This is a genomic window from Raineyella sp. (assembly GCF_034933565.1).
Taxonomy (GTDB): domain Bacteria; phylum Actinomycetota; class Actinomycetes; order Propionibacteriales; family Propionibacteriaceae; genus Raineyella.
Window position 1 is genome coordinate 1 of sequence record NZ_JAYFNG010000032.1, and the last position, 17,117, is coordinate 17,117.

Annotated in this window: 13 protein-coding genes; 4 read left to right on the forward strand and 9 right to left on the reverse strand. The window is 71.4% G+C overall.

Translation table 11 applies throughout. From position 1 onward, the window contains the following. Nucleotides 1-72 precede the first annotated feature (72 nt). On the forward strand, nucleotides 73-1,158 hold the full coding sequence (locus VB059_RS09935) for an inositol-3-phosphate synthase (protein WP_323421868.1): 1,086 nt from the start codon (nucleotides 73-75) through the stop codon (nucleotides 1,156-1,158). Nucleotides 1,159-1,325: 167 nt separating this feature from the next. On the opposite strand, the gene VB059_RS09940 is transcribed toward VB059_RS09935, so the two are convergent. From VB059_RS09940 to lepA, 3 genes are all read right to left on the reverse strand, one after another. Then, nucleotides 1,326-2,585 (reverse strand): glycosyltransferase, encoded by a 1,260-nt coding sequence (locus VB059_RS09940; protein ID WP_323421869.1) that lies wholly within the window; start codon nucleotides 2,583-2,585, stop codon nucleotides 1,326-1,328. A gap of 63 nt (nucleotides 2,586-2,648) precedes the next feature. Next, on the reverse strand, nucleotides 2,649-3,914 hold the full coding sequence (locus tag VB059_RS09945; RefSeq protein ID WP_323421870.1) for a hypothetical protein: 1,266 nt from the start codon (nucleotides 3,912-3,914) through the stop codon (nucleotides 2,649-2,651). Between the two features lie 253 nt (nucleotides 3,915-4,167). Further along, on the reverse strand, nucleotides 4,168-6,012 hold the full coding sequence (gene lepA, locus VB059_RS09950) for a translation elongation factor 4 (protein WP_323421871.1): 1,845 nt from the start codon (nucleotides 6,010-6,012) through the stop codon (nucleotides 4,168-4,170). A gap of 315 nt (nucleotides 6,013-6,327) precedes the next feature. On the opposite strand from lepA, the gene rpsT reads away from it, so the two are divergent. Both rpsT and VB059_RS09960 read left to right on the forward strand, forming a co-directional pair. Then, entirely contained in the window at nucleotides 6,328-6,594 is a 267-nt protein-coding gene (rpsT, locus tag VB059_RS09955; RefSeq protein WP_323421872.1) for a 30S ribosomal protein S20, read from the forward strand. 336 nt (nucleotides 6,595-6,930) lie between these two features. After that, complete coding sequence (locus VB059_RS09960) at nucleotides 6,931-7,503, forward strand: rhomboid family intramembrane serine protease (RefSeq protein ID WP_416339537.1); 573 nt, start codon at nucleotides 6,931-6,933, stop codon at nucleotides 7,501-7,503. Here VB059_RS09960 and holA read toward each other — a convergent pair. The 6 genes from holA to VB059_RS09990 all read right to left on the reverse strand — a co-directional run bounded on the left by holA (nucleotide 7,481) and on the right by VB059_RS09990 (nucleotide 16,209). Further along, on the reverse strand, nucleotides 7,481-8,491 hold the full coding sequence (holA, locus tag VB059_RS09965; protein WP_323421874.1) for a DNA polymerase III subunit delta: 1,011 nt from the start codon (nucleotides 8,489-8,491) through the stop codon (nucleotides 7,481-7,483). The genes VB059_RS09960 and holA overlap by 23 nt on opposite strands. Nucleotides 8,492-8,528: 37 nt before the next feature. Beyond that, nucleotides 8,529-10,868, reverse strand: coding sequence for a ComEC/Rec2 family competence protein (locus tag VB059_RS09970; RefSeq protein WP_323421875.1), 2,340 nt, complete (start codon nucleotides 10,866-10,868; stop codon nucleotides 8,529-8,531). Then, the gene (locus tag VB059_RS09975) at nucleotides 10,837-11,649 is read right to left on the reverse strand and encodes a helix-hairpin-helix domain-containing protein (RefSeq protein WP_323421876.1); all 813 of its coding nucleotides are present in this window, start codon (nucleotides 11,647-11,649) and stop codon (nucleotides 10,837-10,839) included. The genes VB059_RS09970 and VB059_RS09975 overlap by 32 nt, the downstream gene beginning before the upstream one ends. 211 nt (nucleotides 11,650-11,860) lie before the next feature. Then, nucleotides 11,861-12,628, reverse strand: a complete 768-nt coding sequence (locus VB059_RS09980; RefSeq protein ID WP_323421877.1) for a transcriptional regulator — start codon at nucleotides 12,626-12,628, stop codon at nucleotides 11,861-11,863. 83 nt (nucleotides 12,629-12,711) lie between these two features. Beyond that, on the reverse strand, nucleotides 12,712-15,171 hold the full coding sequence (gene leuS, locus VB059_RS09985; protein ID WP_323421908.1) for a leucine--tRNA ligase: 2,460 nt from the start codon (nucleotides 15,169-15,171) through the stop codon (nucleotides 12,712-12,714). Between the two features lie 21 nt (nucleotides 15,172-15,192). Beyond that, entirely contained in the window at nucleotides 15,193-16,209 is a 1,017-nt protein-coding gene (locus tag VB059_RS09990; protein ID WP_323421878.1) for a DUF4192 domain-containing protein, read from the reverse strand. Nucleotides 16,210-16,494: 285 nt separating this feature from the next. Between VB059_RS09990 and VB059_RS09995 the strand changes: the two genes are divergently transcribed. Next, on the forward strand, nucleotides 16,495-17,100 hold the full coding sequence (locus VB059_RS09995; RefSeq protein ID WP_323421879.1) for a hypothetical protein: 606 nt from the start codon (nucleotides 16,495-16,497) through the stop codon (nucleotides 17,098-17,100). Nucleotides 17,101-17,117: the final 17 nt, after the last annotated feature.

The following is a 17,117-nucleotide window of genomic DNA, read 5'->3' on the forward strand; positions in this document are numbered from 1 at the left end:
TCACTATCGCCGGGGGGTGACGCCCACGCCCGGGACCGAGTTTCGGCTTCACCCCGCACTGCAAGGAGAAACGTGTCCGATCACCCGATCCGTGTCGCCATCGTCGGCGTCGGTAATTGTGCCTCTTCCCTGGTCCAGGGCGTGCACTTCTACCGCGACGCCGATCCGAGCGACACCGTCCCCGGCCTCATGCACGTGAAGTTCGGCGACTACCACGTCAACGACGTGCACTTCGTCGCCGCCTTCGACGTCGACGCGGAGAAGGTCGGCCTCGACCTCGCCGACGCGATGAAGGCCGGCCAGAACAACACCATGACGTTCAGCGACGTGCCGCCCACCGGTGTCACCGTCCAGCGCGGCCACACCCTCGACGGTCTCGGCAAGTACTACCGCGAGACCATCACCGAGTCGGACGCCGAGCCGGTCGATGTCGTCGGTGCCCTGAAGGCGGCCGAGGCCGACGTCCTGGTCTCGTACCTGCCGGTGGGGTCGGAGGAGGCGGACCGGTTCTACGCGCAGTGCGCCATCGACGCGGGCTGCGCCTTCGTCAACGCCCTGCCGGTGTTCATCGCGGGCACGCCGGAGTGGGCGAAGAAGTTCGAGGACGCCGGGCTGCCGATCATCGGTGACGACATCAAGTCCCAGGTCGGCGCCACCATCACTCACCGGGTGCTCGCGCACCTGTTCGAGGAGCGTGGCTACACCGTCGACCGTACGTACCAGCTGAACGTCGGCGGCAACATGGACTTCAAGAACATGCTGGAGCGCGACCGGCTGGAGTCGAAGAAGATCTCCAAGACCCAGGCCGTCACCTCGAACGTCGCACACGAGTTCGCCGAGAAGGACGTCCACATCGGCCCGTCGGACTACGTCGGCTGGCTCGACGACCGCAAGTTCGCCTTCGTCCGGCTGGAGGGCCACGGCTTCGGCAACGCGCCGATCAGCCTGGAGTACAAGCTCGAGGTGTGGGACTCGCCCAACTCCGCCGGGGTGATCATCGACGCCATCCGGGCGGCGAAGATCGGCCTCGACCGCGGCATCGGCGGCCCGCTGACCTCGGCCGCCGCCTATCTGATGAAGTCCCCGCCGGAGCAGCGCCCCGACGACATCGCCCGGGCCGACCTCGAGGCCTTCATCCGCGGCGAGCGGGAGCACTGAGCCCCGTCCCACCCGACCCCGTCAGGCGGCCATCCGGTCCGACCGGATGGCCGCCGTTCGACGTCGGCGGGCCATGATCATCCGGCTCGCCCACAGCTTCGGACAGCCTCGACCCACCAGGTCCGGCCCGCCGGCGCGGCTCGAGTGGCGTGATTCCCCGGCGGGACTCAACAACAGGCAAAAGCGGTCGTTGCGGCGCGGTGCCCGTGGTGCAGTGCCGAGCCGTAGACCGCAGCGACCCGCTCGGCGGTGACCGCCCAGGTCATCCCCGCCGCCCGTTCGGCCCCGGCCCGCCCCAGTGCGCGACGCCGCGCCGGGTTGAGGATCAGCGCGCGCAGGGCGTCGGCCCAGGCCCGGGGCGTACGGTCCGCGATCAGCAGCCCGGTCCGGCCGTCGCGGACCGCATCGGTGAGTCCGTCGATCCGGCTCGCGACGACGGGGGTGCCGCAGGCCTGCGCCTCCAGTGCCACCAGGCCGAAGGTCTCCGACGAGGACGGGACCACGACGATGTCCGCCGCGCGCATCCGGTCGGCGAGCGCCGGCCCCGGCAGGGCGGGGGCGAAGGAGACCATCGGCTCCAGGCCGTTGCGGGCGACCAGGTCGCGCAGCCTGGCCAGGTAGCCGGCGCTGCCGTCACCGATGATCGTCGCGTGCACCGGCAACCGGTCGGGGGCGAGCAGGCGGACGGCCTCGATCAGCAGCTCAGGCCCCTTCAGCGGCTGCAGCCGCGCGGCCATCAGGATCTCCACCGGGGTGTCGACGGTCGGCGGGATGTCGCGCAGATCGGGAGAGGGCGGGTGGTGCACGGCGGGGTCGATGCCCGGGGTGATCACGTGCAGCCGGTCGACCGGGGCGCCGTAGAGCTCATGCATCTGCCGGGCCTCGGTGGGGGTGTTCACCACCAGGGCGTCGGAGGCGGCGACGACGCACCGCTCGGCGGCGACCCGGAAGTCCGGCTCGGGGGTCTCGCCGACCGACGCCCGCAGGTTCTTCACCAGAGCGCTGGTGTGCAGGCTCGTCACCAACGGCACACCGAGTCTGTCGGCCACCTCGACGCCGGCGAGACCGGACAGCCAGTAGTGCGCATGGACCACCTGGCCGGGCCCCTCACCGGCCCCGTCGGCGACGGCGGCGGCGACGGCGGCGGCGAAGGCCCCGACGTGGTGGCGCAGGTCGTTCTTCTCGATCTGGACGACCCCCGGCAGCGGCACGTGGCGTACGTCCAGGCGAGGCCCGAGCCATCGGTGCAGCGGTTGCCCGCCCTCGAGCCGGGCCGCCCAGAGGGTGACCGGGATGCCGCAGTCCGCCAGCATGGCGGCGAGGTGAGCGACGTACACGTTCATGCCTCCGGCGTCACCGACGCCGGGCTGCGCCAGCGGCGAGGTGTGCATGGAGAGCATGTGCACGTGTCGAGGCTGGCCGGGCATGGTGGCCATGGTATCCCGCTGCCCCAGCCGGCGGGCCGTTCCGCTTACTGGCCGGTGGTCGAGTTACTGGCCGGTGGTCGAGCCTGTGCTCCCCGAGCCGGTGGTGCCGTTCGTCGTGCCCGAGGTGCCGTTGCCGCTCGTCCTGCCCGACCCGTCGCCGGTGGTGCCCGACCCGGTCGTGCCGGAGGTGTCGCCCGACGTCCCGCCGGAGGTCCCGGTGCTGGCTCCGCTGCTCGCCGACGGCCGGGGCGGAGTGGCGACGGTCGACGGGGTGGCCCTCGCGGTCGTGGTGGCCGTGCCGGGGCCGGTCTCAGTGCCCGTCGTGGTGCCGGACTGGTGGTCCTGGGTCGTCGTCGAGCTGTCGCTGCCGGTGCTCTTCGAGGTCGAGCCGGTGCCGGCGAGCCGGCTGGTGCCCGGCGTGATCGGCGTGGCCGAGCCGTGCTCCAGACCGACCATCACGCCCAGACCCAGCACGGTCGCGACGAGAGCGGTCAGCCCGGTGACCACGATCGTCCGGCGGCTGAGCCGGATCGGCAGCCGCCTGCCACCCGGGGTGAGGGTGGTGGCGTCGTCGGTGCTGTCATCAGGGGCAGAGGTGTCGCCGGCGCCGAACGCCGCCGCCTCGCCGGCGGTGGCCCCGATCACTGCCGTGCGGTCCGGAATCACTGTCGTGCCGTCCGGGCTCACTGCCGTGCCGTCGGGGGCCGCCGCGGTGCCATCGGGCCCGGACCGGGCCGGGTTGTCGCCGTGCCCCTTCCAGGCGCTGCGCACCCGGTGGACGCCGTTGCGCAGAGTGTTCTCGTAGATGTTGACAGCGAGGGTGGTGATGATGCTGGCCACGGCCGCACCGATCACCGTGCCGGCCACACCGAGGTGGCCACCGATCAGTGTGGAGGTGGCCGCGGCGCCGGCGCCGGCGACGATGCTGGTCACCTTCGGGTGGGTCCAGCCGGAGCCGTCCTTGTCCTTCTTCGCGCCCGTGACCGGATGGCCCTGGCGGGTCGAGCCGGCGGGCAGGGCCGCCCGCGGCTTCGGGGTCGGCAGCTCCGGGGGCCGGGGAGCCGGATCCACTTCCGGCGCCCCGACCGCGGGCCGCAGCCGGGTCTCGCCAGCATCCCGCACCATCGTGCGGTCGCCCGCCGGGGCGTCACCCACTGGGTCGTACGCCGGCGAGGGCTGCGTGTCCGGGATGTGGGAGGCCGGTGTGTGAACGGCTCCGAAGGGGGCGGGGGCCGGGATACCACCGTCGGCGCCCTGACCGGCGCCGGCGCGCAGGCCGGCCCGGCCGGTGGGCCGGTTGTTCGTCGTGTCTTTGCCTGGGCCGGTCATCCTGGTGGAAATGATGCACTCCGTAACGCTCTTCCACCCGCGCCGTCGTGACGCGGAAGCTTCATGAAGGTCCGGACCGCCGTTGGCCCCGTACGTCCACCATGCCACGTCGCCGGTGACGATCGAAACCACTCGACACGTCGTTCAGGTCGCTCCAACGGTCGTGCCGCCGGATGGACGAGCGGTCGTGCCCGCTGGACGGACGGTCCCGCCGCCGGACGAGCAGTCGCGCCGCCCGGCAGAGTCGCGGTCCTTACTTGTCCTTCTTGTCCGGTTCCGTCGTCGAGAGGGCCGCGACGAAGGCCTCCTGCGGGACCTCGACCCGGCCGATCGTCTTCATCCGCTTCTTACCCTCCTTCTGCTTCTCCAGCAGCTTGCGCTTGCGGCTGATGTCACCGCCGTAGCACTTGGCGAGCACGTCCTTGCGCATCGCCCGGATCGTCTCGCGGGCGATCACCCGGGCACCGACCGCAGCCTGGATCGGCACCTCGAACTGCTGGCGCGGGATCAGCTCCTTCAGCTTGGAGGCCATCATCGTGCCGTACGAGTAGGCGTTGTCGCGATGCACGATGGCGGAGAACGCATCGACCGGCTCACCCTGCAGGAGGATGTCGACCTTGACCAGGTCCGCCTCCTGCTCCCCCGACTCGTGGTAGTCGAGCGAGGCGTAGCCCTTGGTCCGCGACTTCAGCTGGTCGAAGAAATCGAAGACGATCTCGGCCAGCGGCAGGGTGTAGCGGATCTCGACCCGGTCGGAGGACAGGTAGTCCATGCCCTGCTGGACGCCGCGTTTGGTCTGGCACAGCTCCAGGATCGTGCCGATGTACTCGGCCGGGGCCAGGATCGTCGCGTCCACGATGGGCTCGAAGACCGAGGCGATCTTGCCGTTCGTCGGGTATTCCGACGGGTTGGTCACCGTCCGCTCCTCGCCGCTCTCCATCACCACCCGGTAGACGACGTTCGGGGCGGTCGAGATCAGGTCGAGGCCGAACTCTCGTTCCAGCCGCTCACGGACGATCTCCATGTGCAGCAGGCCGAGGAAGCCGACCCGGAAGCCGAAGCCGAGGGCGGTCGAGGTCTCCGGCTCGTAGACCAGAGCGGCGTCGTTGAGCTGGAGCTTGTCCAGCGCCTCGCGCAGGTCGGGGTAGTCGGAGGCATCGATCGGGTAGAGACCGGAATAGACCATCGGGTTCGGGTGCTGGTAGCCCGACAGCGGCTCGGTGGCAGGCTTCACCGCCGCGGTCACGGTGTCGCCGACCCGCGACTGGCGGACGTCCTTCACCCCGGTGATCAGGTAGCCGACCTCGCCGACGCCCAGCGCGGTGCCCTTGGTCGGCTCCGGTGCGATGACGCCGATCTCGAGCAGCTCGTGGGTGGCGCCGGTCGACATCATCTGGATCTTCTCGCGCGACCGCAGCTGCCCGTCGACGACCCGTACGTACGTGACGACACCGCGGTAGACGTCGTAGACCGAGTCGAAGATCAGCGCACGGGCCGGGCCGTCGGCGACGCCGGTGGGTGCCGGCACCCGCTCGACGATCCGGTCCATCAGCTCGGGCACGCCGACACCGGTCTTGGCCGACACCCGCAGCACGTCGTCGGGGTCGCAGCCGATGATGCCGGCGAGTTCTGCCGCATGCTTGTCCGGCTCGGCTCCGGGCAGGTCGATCTTGTTGAGGACCGGGATGATCTCCAGGTCGGCGTTGAGCGCGAGGTAGAGGTTCGCCAGCGTCTGCGCCTCGATGCCCTGGGCGGCGTCGACGAGCAACAGGGCGCCCTCGCAGGCATCCAGGGACCGCGACACCTCGTAGGTGAAGTCGACGTGGCCGGGAGTGTCGATCATGTTCAGCGCGTACGTCTGCCCGTCGACGCTCCACGGCAGCCGCACGGCCTGCGACTTGATGGTGATCCCGCGCTCGCGCTCGATGTCCATCCGGTCGAGGTACTGGGCCCGCATGCTGCGGTCGTCCACGAGCTTGGTGAGCTGCAGCATCCGGTCGGCGAGGGTGGACTTGCCGTGGTCGATGTGCGCGATGATGGAGAAGTTGCGCAGCAGGGACGGATCGGTCCGGCCGGGCTCGAGAACACTGTCAGTCACTTGGGGTGGACTCTCCTGGTCAAGGGCGTACGGGGTGCGTCCCAGTCTCTCACGCGATGCCTCTCCTGCCACCCGATGTCTCTCCCGCCACCCGGCCGGTTCGCGATCGGCCGGGTGGGCTCGCGATCCGCCAAGGGGCCACGATCACCCGGGCCGCCCCCGAACGGGCGCTGCAGCGCTGGCCCCACCGGCGCGATCCGCCGGCCCTTTTGGCGGATGCGTGGGCCGCTGGTAAGGTACCTGCTTGCGTTGTGTTCCGAGCATCGGGCACACGCCACAGATCCCTAAACGTCCGAGAGTACAGAGGCCTGCCCCGTGGCAAACATCAAGTCCCAGCAGAAGCGCATCAAGACGAACGAGAAGGCTCGTCAGCGCAACAAGGCGGTCAAGTCCGCCCTGCGCACCTACACCCGCCGCTTCTCCGAGGCCGTCGAGGCCGGCGAGACCGAGAAGGCCCAGCAGGCCGCTCGTGCCGCCCTCCGCCAGCTGGACAAGGCCGTGACCAAGGGTGTCATCCACAAGAACCAGGCGGCGAACCGCAAGTCGGCCATCGCCAAGAAGGCCGCCGCACTGGCTGCCTGAGCCACGTCGCACCCTGTCATGAGGGTCGACGACCTGCCTTCGCGGCTACGCCGTCCCTCCTGACAACACCTTGCTGACGGTCCGGGCTCATCGCGCAGCGCCCGGTACGCAAGCAGCCCCGAGCAGTGCAGCGACCGGACGGTCGAGAGCTCGACTGTGCACAGCGCCCCGATCCTCGGAGGTCGGGGCGCTGCTCGTCATCCTCGGGGATGTCCCCCATTGCCCCCGATTGGCAGACTGGAGGCCATGAGTATGTCCGGTGGTCAGTACCCTGCTCCCCGTGCCACGCCGGGTGTCGTCCAACGGCAGGTGACGGCGGGCGCTGCGGCGCGGTTCATGTTCGGCTGGGTCGTGCTGCTCTGGGTGATCGAGGCGGTCGACGTCCTCAGCGGCAACCTGCTGGACAACTTCGCGATCCATGCCCGCGACCCGCAGGGCCTGGCATTCATCTTCACCGCTCCCCTGCTGCACTTCGGCTGGCAGCACCTGATCTCGAACACGGTGCCGTTCTTCGTCCTCGGCTGGTTCGTCTACATCTCCGGACGGGCCCAGTGGTGGGTCACCACCCTGCTGGTCGTCGTGGTGTCCGGGCTGTTCGCCTGGGCCTTCACCCCGGCGGGGGCGTACGTCGCCGGGGCGAGCGGACTGATCTTCGGCTGGTTCGCCTACCTGGTGGTCCGCGGCATCTGGACCCGTGACTGGCGCCAGATCCTCATCGCCGTCGGTCTCGTCGCGGTCTACGGCGGGATGATCTGGGGGGTGCTGCCGACCGATTCCGGCGTCTCCTGGCAGGCCCACCTGGGCGGTGTCGTGGGCGGCGTGGTCGCTGCCGCGGTGATCGGCCGACGCGGCATGAGCACCGTCGGCGGGCGCCCCGGCCGGGAGGTCACCGCCCGGCGAGTCGGCTGACCTGCAGGACCATCGTCTCCAGGGCGTACGCCGCGTCGTCGGCCGCGCCTTTGACGTCGGCGTCGGCCCGGGCGACCAACCGGACCGCTCGGGCCAGCCGCATCTGGTCCCAGCGCTGCAATTGCTGACGCATGGTGCGCAGCTTCCACGGTGGCACCCCGATGTCGGCCGCCACCTCGTTGTCGTTGCCCCGGCCCCGGACCCCGCTCAACCGGCCGAGTCCACGGATCCCCGAGGCCATCGCGCTGGTGATCAGCACCGGCGCGGTGCCCGAGTCCAGCGCCCAGCGGAGCTCCTCCAGCGCCCGGGTGGTGCGGCCCTCGAGTGCGGCGTCGGCGATGGTGAAGCCTTTGACCTCGGCCCGGCCCTGGAAGAACCGCCGGACCAGGCCCTCGCGAACCAGGCCGTCCTCGGAATCCTGGGCCAGCTGGTCGACCGCGCCGGACAGTGCGCGCAGGTCGGTGCCCACGGCGTCGACAAGGTACTGCGCCACCTGCGGATCCAGCCGGGCGCCGCGGCGCCGGGCCTCGTGTTCGACGAAGCCGACGAGCTCCTTCGGCTTGAGCGCCACCACCGGGAAGTGGGCCACCTTCGCCTTCTTCAGCTTGTCGACCAGGCCCTTGCCCTTGTTGCCACCGCGATGGACGAGGACCAGCGCGATGTCCGGTGCCGGGCTCGCGGCGCCCGCCAACAGTGCCTGGCCCAGGGAGTCGGAGGCCTCGGCCAGGTCGTCGACGACGACCACCGAGCGGGTCGCGAACAGCGAGCCGGAGGTCATCTGGGTCAGGTCACCGCCGTCCAGACCGACGGCACTGGTCCGGACCACCTCGACGTCGGGGTCCTCGGCCCGGCAGGCCGCGACGATCTGCTCGACCGTACGGTCCGCCAGCAGTTCCTCAGGTCCTTGGATCAGCATGACCCTGCCGTACGGGGAGCCGAGGTCGTCGACGCGGAGTTGCCTTGTGGTGGGCTGTCGTGTGGTGGCCACCACCCCACTATCCCAGCCCGCACCGACAGCAGCGAACTCAGTGGACCGGGACCGCGCGGCACCGCTGGTCGGTGCAGGTGACGGCGATGTGGCCGCCCTGGTCGGTCCGGACGATCCACATGCCGAGCTCGGCGAGGGTGGCGAGGGTGGCCGGGTGCGGATGTCCGTACGAGTTGCTCCGGCCCACGCTCACCAGCGCGACCCGGGCACCGGTGGCCCGCAGGAAGTCCTTCGACTGGTCGCGGGAACCGTGGTGCGGAACGACCAGGAAGGTGGCCGAGACGTCGGCACCGGCACGCAGCAACCGATCCTGGCCCTCGGCCTGAAGGTCGCCGGGCAGCAGGACGCTCAGGCCGCCGACGGAGGCACGGCCGGTGAGACTGCCGTCGTTCTCGTCGGCGGAGTCGGTCGGCGGTGGGCGGCCGGGCTCCGGGGCGAGTGACTCCCAGCGCACCGCCCCGACGGTGACCACGTCACCGGCCGACGACTCCAGGTGGGGGACCCTGCCGGTTGCCGGGTAGTGCCCCGGGGCGGTGACCACCGCCTCGACGGGCACCTGCGCCAGCACCTGCGGCAGCGCTCCGGCGTGGTCGGCGTGCAGGTGGCTGAGGACGAGCAGGGAGATCCTCCGGACACCGAGTTGGCGCAGGCAACCGGTCACCGCCGCCGGGTCGCCACCGGTGTCGACCAGCACCGCCTCACCGGGGCCGGAGGCCAGCGCGATGGCATTGCCCTGGCCCACGTCGCAGACCGCCAGGGCCCAATCGGGGGGCGGCCAGCCGGGGCGGGCCGGGCCGCGGAGCACCACGACGAGCAGGGCGACGGCCAGCAGCAGCGACAGCCACCAGCGGGCCAGACAGCCGGGGGCGGCCAGCACCGCGACGGCGCTGGCGAGGGCGAGCAGGCCTACCCCGGCGGCACCGGGTGGCCACCACAGCGTCGCGCCCGGTGTGCCGGCGGCCGCGGACGCCACCGCCGCGATGGCGCGGGCCGCGAGAGCGGCGGGCCAGGCCACGATCACGGCTCCCTGTGGCCACGCCACACCGAGGCCGGCAGCGGCGAAGCCGGTGACCGTGGCGGGGCCGACGAGCGGGCCGACCGCCATGTTGGCCAGCAGGCCAACGATGCTGACGTTGCCCGACAGCGGGACCGCGACCGGAGCGGTGGCGAGCTGGGCCGCCAGCGGGACACAGACGGCCTCCGCCAGCCATCGGGGTGCCCATCGCGCCATCCGCTCGGCCCATGGCGAGGCCCACAGCACGATGCCGGCGGTCGCGGCGCTGGACAGGGCGAACCCCGCGGAGCGGGAGAGCCACGGATCGATGACGAGCAGCCCGATGATCGCCACCGACAGGGAGCGCAGGCCCCGCCGTGGCCCGTCGGCGGCGCCCGCCATCAGCGCGGACAGGGCGACAGTGCCCATGGCGGCCGCCCGCAGGACGCTCGGTTCGGTGCGGCACAGGGCGACGAACACGACCACCCCCGAGGCGGTGACGACGTGCAGGGTGCGGCCGCGCAGCCCGAGGAGCTTGGCCCCGGACAGCAGGAAGGCGAGCAGGAGCGTCAGGTTGCTGCCGGAGACTGCCATCACGTGCAGCAGGCCGGCGTCGCGGAACTCCGTCTCCATGGTCTGGTCCACCAGCGCGGTGTCGCCGACCACGAGGGCCGGCACCAGCGCCCTGGCTCGGGGGTCGCGATCGGCCACGGCGGCGCGGAGTCCGTCGTGGACACTGCGGACCGCACGCTGATCCCAGGACGGACCTGCGACGACGGTCACCGGCCCGGTCGCCCGGACCACGGCGGCAAGGTCGGAGCCCGGACCGGGTGCGGCCAGAGTGCCCCGCACGGCCACCGTGCTGCCGGCGACCGCCTGCTGCCACGCGGGCCCGTCGGAGACTGTGACGGTCACCAACACCGGTGCCCGCACCCGTACGGTCTGCTCGGCGACGCGGACCTGCTCGGCCCGGGCGCGCACCCACATCCGCCCGGCGCGGCCGTCGGTGCCGTCCACCTGGGCGGGCGCGGCCACCCGGACCGGGTCGTGCAGCAGGACGATCCGCAGTTCGGTGGCGCGGGAGTCGGTGGCGAGGGTCCGCACCGGTCCGGTCGCGACCGCCAGCGCGTGCAGCCAGCCCACCCCGAGACAGCCCAGCAGCGCGGCGGCGACGGGCACCCAGGACCAGCGGCGGGCGCGGAGAGCCGGGACCAGCGGGAGCAGCGCACAGGCGATGCCGGCGAGCTGCCAGACCGGCCGGCCGGAGGTGCCCAGCCAGCTGCCGGCCCACGCGGCCAGGGCCGGCCCGACGAGGCGGACGTCAGCCGGCGCCGGGCGCGGATCCGGGTGGTCAGACGGCGACGTGCGGCGCGATGTCGGCATAGGTCTTCGGCCCGATCCCCTGGACATCCTTCAGCTGCTCGACGGTGCGGAACCCGCCGTTCTGCTCTCGCCAGATGATGATCTTCTGGGCCGTCGCGGGCCCGACACCGGGCAGTTTCTCCAGTTCGGTGGCGGACGCGGTGTTCAGGTTGATCCGGGCCCCGGAGGATGCCTTGCCGGCCGGGGGCCCACCGGTCGCGGCGCCGGCGGTACCGGCAGCCGGGGCGGCAGGCCCCCGGACCTCGCCGCCAGGCTTGTTGGCGGACCCGATCACGACCTGCTGGCCGTCCTGGAGCGGCTGGGCGAGGTTGAGGTCACCGGGATTGGCCCGGGAGGTGAGCCCGCCGGCCGCGGTGATCGCGTCATCCACCCGTGCCCCGGCCGGCAGGGAGACCAGGCCGGGGTGTTTCACCTCGCCGATGATGTGTGCGGCGAGCGAGGGCCGGGCCGAGGCGGACGGCGTCGGGGTGGCCCCCGGGCTGCGGGCGGCGGGCAGCCCCAACCCCGTCGGAGCGGCCGGGGTCGCCGAAGCCGAGGGCACCGCGACCGGACGGGAGCGCAGCAGGGTGAATCCGCCCACCACAATGCCGACGAGCAGGATCGCACAGACGACGAGGACGGTCTCACGGCGCCAACCGCCCAGCAGGCCCCGTGGGACCTCGGGTGGCTCAGGATCAGGCGGGGTGGCATCCTCCCACGCCTCGTCGGGTGAGGCCTCGAGCAGCCCCGCCAGACGTCGGCGGGTCGCCTCGGCGGAGGGCTGTGGCAGTCGGCGGCTCATGCCGGAGTGTGTGCCGGAAGGCGCGCCGCGGCGGCGTTCCGGATCCCCCTGTGGACAGTCGGCAGGTACACCCGCCACGGCTGTGGACGGATCCGGCCCGAGGGATCCCAGAATGTCCTGGGACCGGGCGGCGCGCCGGGATCAGGGGTGTGCTGAGATCGACAGGCATGCTGAGCTCAGGAACGTGCCGAGACCGGGCCGCACGCTGGGATCAGGAGGTCTGTTGGACGGACGGATCGGTGGTCACCGGGTCGGGCTCCGGGTCAGGAGCAGGCGTGGCGGCAAGGCGGCAGGCGCCCGGCTCACTGAACGGGAAGATGGTCACCTCGGAGGGCTCGCCGAGTCCCTCCAACATCGTCGCAACGAGACCGCGATGGACATTGCAGACGACCTCAGGGTGCCGGCGGGCGGCAGCGAGCAGGGGGCAGCGGTGCAGCCGCCACTCCCCCTCTGCCAGCCGCTCCGGGGCGAAGCCGACCTCGGTCAGCTGACGGTCCACCGCGTCCTCGGCCGGGGTGTCCTCGGCGACGCCCTCCAGGAGTTTGCGTCCCCACCGCTGGCCGGCCCGGAAGGCGGCCTGCTCGGAGTCATCCACCGATTCCAGTACCTGCTCGACAAGGACGTCGGCGAGGGCGGCATACTGTCGGCCGGTCGGCCACATCGGGCCGCCGGGCAGGGACCGGTAGAGCGTGGCCGGACGGCCGCGACCACGGGGCGTCTCAGTGGTCGCCTCGGCCAACTGGTCAGCGACAAGACCCTCGAGGTGCTCGCGGATGGTGTTGACGTGCTGACCGAGGGCCTTGGCGATCTGCTGGGCCCGCAGTGGCTTCCCGTCCGCCTCGGCCAACTGCGCGAGGACGGCCGCCCGGGCGCTCGACAGTGGCGTGGCCACCACGGCGGGCAGTGGGCCCATCGCCACGGTCTCGTCAGGATCGGCGTCACCACTCGACACGTCGGTGTCCACCTCGGAATTTTTCACAACATCATCGTACAAAACGTCTCCAGCCCCCACATCCCTCGGCCCCTACCCACCGGGGTCGGGCACGACGCCGACATCCCGGATCAGGCCGGGACGATGCTCACGAGCTTGGGTGCCCGGACGATGACCTTGCGGACACCGCGGCCGTCCAGCGACCGCTGCACGCCCGGGTCGGCCAGCGCGAGAGCCTCCAGGTCAGCGTCGGCGATGGTCGGGGCGACGGCCAGCTTGGCCCGGACCTTGCCCTGCACCTGGACGACGCAGGTGACCGAGTCGACGACCAGCAGGCTCGGGTCGGCGCTCGGCCACGAGGCATTCGCCACGGACGGTGCGCCGCCCAGAGCCTCCCACATCTCCTCCGCCACGTACGGGGCGATCGTGCTCAGGGCGACGGTCACGAACTCGACGGCCTCGCGGACGGCGGGGTCGGTCGGTCCGGCGCCGGCGTCGGCCGCCTTGCGGGCGGCGTTGACCAGCTCCATGACCCGGGCCACGACGACGTTGAAGCGCTGGTCGTCGAGGAGCTGGGTGACGTCCCGGATGGTGCGGTGGGTGACGTGGCGCAACGCGGCATCGCCGCCGGCCGGGTCGGTGCCGGGCGCGGAGGTGACCTCGGTCGCCAGCCGGTAGGCCCGCTGGAGGAACTTCAGCGAGCTTGCCGGCGACATGTCGGCCCAGTCGATGTCCTCGTCGGGCGGGCCGGCGAAGACAACGGTCAACCGGATGGCATCCACACCGAACCGGTCGATCTGCTCACCGAGGTCGACACCGTTGCCCAGGGACTTCGACATCGCCTTGCCCTCGTTGATCACCTGCCCCTGGTTGAGCAGGCGACGGAACGGCTCGGTGAAGCCGATCAGGCCCATGTCGTACAGGACCTTGGTGACGAACCGGGAGTACATCAGGTGCAGCGTGGCGTGCTCGACGCCGCCGACGTACTGGTCGACGGGCATCCACCGGGCGACGTCGGCCCGGTCGAACGGCGCATCGGTGTTGCCCGGCGAGCAGTAGCGGAAGAAATACCACGACGAGTCGACGAAGGTGTCCATCGTGTCGGTATCCCGCTCGGCAGGGCCGCCGCAGGACGGGCAGGCCACCTCGCGCCAAGCGGTGGCGGCCGGCCCGGCGAGCGGGGAGGTGCCCTTGGGGGCGAGGTCCTCGCCGCGCAGGTCGGGCAGCTCGACCGGCAGCTGGTCATCGGGGACCGCGACATCGCCGCAGGCCGGGCAGTGCACGATCGGGATGGGGGCGCCCCAGAAGCGCTGCCGGCTGAGCAGCCAGTCCCGCAACCGGTAGGTGATGGCCCGCCGACCGCGCCCGGCCGCCTCCAGCCGGTCGATCATCCTGGTGACGCCGGAAGCCTTGTCGGCCAGGCCGTCCAGGTCGCCGGAGTTGACGTACGTCCCGTCGCCGGCGGTGGCGATGCCGGTCTCGGCGGGGTCGGGCTGGCCGGTGTCGACGACCATTCGCACCGGGATGTCGAACGTCCGGGCGAAGTCGAGGTCGCGCTGGTCATGAGCAGGCACGGCCATCACCGCCCCGGTGCCGTAGTCGGCCAGCACGTAGTCGGCGGCGTAGACCGGCAGCTTCTCGTCGTTGACCGGGTTGGTCGCGTAACGGCCGAGGAAGACGCCGGTCTTGGGCCGCTCGGTGGACTGCCGCTCGATGTCGGAGATCCGCTTGGTCGCCTCGAGGTACTCCTCGAACGCGGCACGCTGCGTGGGGGCGCAGATCTGATCGGCCAGCTCGGACTCGGGAGCGACGACGAAGAACGTGGCACCGAAAAGGGTGTCGGGTCGGGTGGTGAAGACGGTGACCGGGCCGTCGTGGCCCTCGACGGTGAAGTCGACGTAGGCGCCCTCGGAGCGGCCGATCCAGTTGCGCTGCATGGCCAGTACCCGGTCGGGCCAGTGGCCCTCGATCTGATCCATGTCGTCCAGCAGCCGCTGGGCGTACTCGGTGGTCCTGAAGTACCACTGGTTGAGCTTGCGCTTGGTGACCAGGGCGCCGCACCGCTCGCAGTGGCCCTGGACGACCTGCTCGTTGGCCAGCACGGTCTGGTCATTGGGGCACCAGTTGACCATCGAGTCCTTGCGATAGGCCAGGCCCCGCTCGAAGAACCGGAGGAACAGCCACTGGGTCCAGCGGTAGTACTCGACGTCGGAGGTGTGCAGTCGCCGGCTCCAGTCGACACTCAGGCCGTAGCGCTTGAAGGAGCGGGCCTGGGTCTCGATGTTCTTGTACGTCCACTCGGAGGGGTGGGCGTTGCGCTTGATGGCGGCGTTCTCGGCGGGCAGGCCGAAGGAGTCCCAGCCGATCGGGTGCATGACGTCGTAGCCGCGCAGCTTCCAGTAGCGGGCGACAATGTCACCCATCACGAAGGCCTCGGCGTGGCCCATGTGCAGGTCACCCGACGGGTAGGGGAACATGTCGAGGACGTAGCGTCGCTCGCGGGAACCGTCGTCGAGGGGCACAAAGGTCCCATCCTGCTCCCAGAACGCCTGCCAGCGCTGCTGAGCGGCCACCGCGTCATACGTCGTCATGTCCTCTGGCACCCGGCGATTCTAGCCCACGGCCCCTCCCTCCCCCTCCCTCTGCTCAGAGGCTGACGCCGGGCCCAATGGTCCGAACCGGGCCAGGCACTCCTCCCGCATCCGGTGCCACACGTCGGGATGCAGCCCGTTCTCCACGACGTTGCGCAGCAGAGAGACCAGCCCGTGCTCGGGCAGCACCTTCTCCATCTCTTCCAGGCAGATGCAGACCAGGGCGCCGTCGCCCTGGGCCCAGGCCGCGACACCGACGAGCCCGAGCGGTGCGGCGGCCGCCGGTCCGCTGCTGCACCGGGCCGCGGCGGACCAGACGTGCAACCACAACACCGCGGTCCCGCGCTCGATCCGCAACGTCGCGACGTCACGCGCCTCCGGGCGAGCCGCGAGACCGACCAGCCGCCCCAGATCCACCGGCCCCGGGTCGGCCTCGGTGGCCTCGAGCCGGGCCAGCAACCGATCCATCGCCTCGGCCGCCTGTGGCCCGTCGAGCCCACCCACCCAGGTCAAGGTGCGGACGAGCGACCGCTCGAAGCCGTCGTCGGTGCGGGTGTCGTCGTGGACCACGACGGCGCGCAGCTCCTCCCGGTCGGCCCGGGCGGGCAGGCCGTGGACCACTGCCTCGGCGGCAGCGGGGTCGCTGAGCACCTCGGCGTAGTCGAATCCATCGGGGGGACAACAGGACAGGTCGACACAGGTGACCGAACGGTAGCGACCGGCTGCCACGTGGATCGCGTCCAGTACCTCGGGAGCGGTGGCGTCGACGAGGACAGCCGTCTCGAGCCCGAGCGACAGGCCGGCGAGGGCATCGGCCAGGTCAGGGGCATCGGTGTCGGTGTAGGCGACGAGCAGCACGGCGGTGGCCCCGAGGCGCTTCAACTGCCCACGCAGGAACTCGTCGACGCCGTCCGGATGGAGGCGCAGGTCGTCGGCGTCCATTCGCAGGGTGACCAGCACCCGCTCCTCGTCGAAGACGACCGCCACGAGGGACTCGCGCGGGTGGAAACCGAGCAGGTAGGGGACGGTGGCCAACATGCCCTGCAGTCCGTGGGGGCGCAGGACGACGACGTCGGAATCGGCAGGATCAGGCTGGACAGGACCCGACGTGCTGGAACCGAGCGGGGTGGAACCAGGCCGGCTGAGATCAGGCGGGAGGGGATCAGGCGGATTGAAACGAGGCGGAGTGGTGTCCTGGCGGGGATCGGTGCGGGGGTCCATGCACGGAGCGTGGGCCGCCCACCGGCGAGGCGGCTCGGACGAGAGCCGGTTGTGGACAGTGCGACCGGTCGGCGTCGCCCTGTGGACGCCTAGACTCGTACGGTGGCCAAGCACGACGGATCGACAGCCCGGATCCGCACGTACATCACCGGTGTTGTCCTGATGGTGGCGGTGGTTGCCGCCGCCCTGATCGGGGATCGGTTGGACCGATCCTCCTCCAGCACACCAGGTCTCGGGGCCGGCTCCTCGGCGTCCGCCGGTACACCACCACGGACCACCGGCCCGGGCACCCCGACCGACCGCCCGCTCCCCCCGACCGCCGGGCCGCGCTCGCGGTCGACCACCCCGTCATCCCCGGCCCGGACGGGCCTGCCGATATCAGGGCAGTGGATCGACTACCAGTCCTCGGAGGGCACCGGCCGGCTGGCGGTGACGGACCACCGGCGACGTGGGAAGCTCACCGAGCTCGACGTGGTGCTGGCCGCCACCAGCGGCTACCAGTCGTACATCCTGTGGGCGTACGACGACTCGGGCAATCGCTACCTGCCGGTGTCCGACCAGGAGTCCCCGCTGGCGGTGGGATCGGGGGTGATCGCGGCCGGGGAGACACTCACCGGTCAGCTGTCGTTCGAGGCACCGGCCGGGCCACTGACCCTGGTGCTGCGCAACGACCGCAACGAGGCGGTCGGCGCGCTGCGGGTCGGGTGACCTCGGGTGATCCCATG

Coding starts and splice junctions, on each gene's coding strand:
- VB059_RS09975 (WP_323421876.1), bottom strand. CDS start 11,649: ATGAGCCGCCGACTGCCACAGCCCTCCGCCGAGGCGACCCGCCGACGT.
- VB059_RS09945 (WP_323421870.1), bottom strand. CDS start 3,914: ATGACCGGCCCAGGCAAAGACACGACGAACAACCGGCCCACCGGCCGG.
- VB059_RS09970 (WP_323421875.1), bottom strand. CDS start 10,868: ATGCCGACATCGCGCCGCACGTCGCCGTCTGACCACCCGGATCCGCGC.
- VB059_RS09940 (WP_323421869.1), bottom strand. CDS start 2,585: ATGCCCGGCCAGCCTCGACACGTGCACATGCTCTCCATGCACACCTCG.
- VB059_RS09990 (WP_323421878.1), bottom strand. CDS start 16,209: ATGTTGGCCACCGTCCCCTACCTGCTCGGTTTCCACCCGCGCGAGTCC.
- leuS (WP_323421908.1), bottom strand. CDS start 15,171: ATGACGACGTATGACGCGGTGGCCGCTCAGCAGCGCTGGCAGGCGTTC.
- VB059_RS09960 (WP_416339537.1), top strand. CDS start 6,931: ATGTTCGGCTGGGTCGTGCTGCTCTGGGTGATCGAGGCGGTCGACGTC.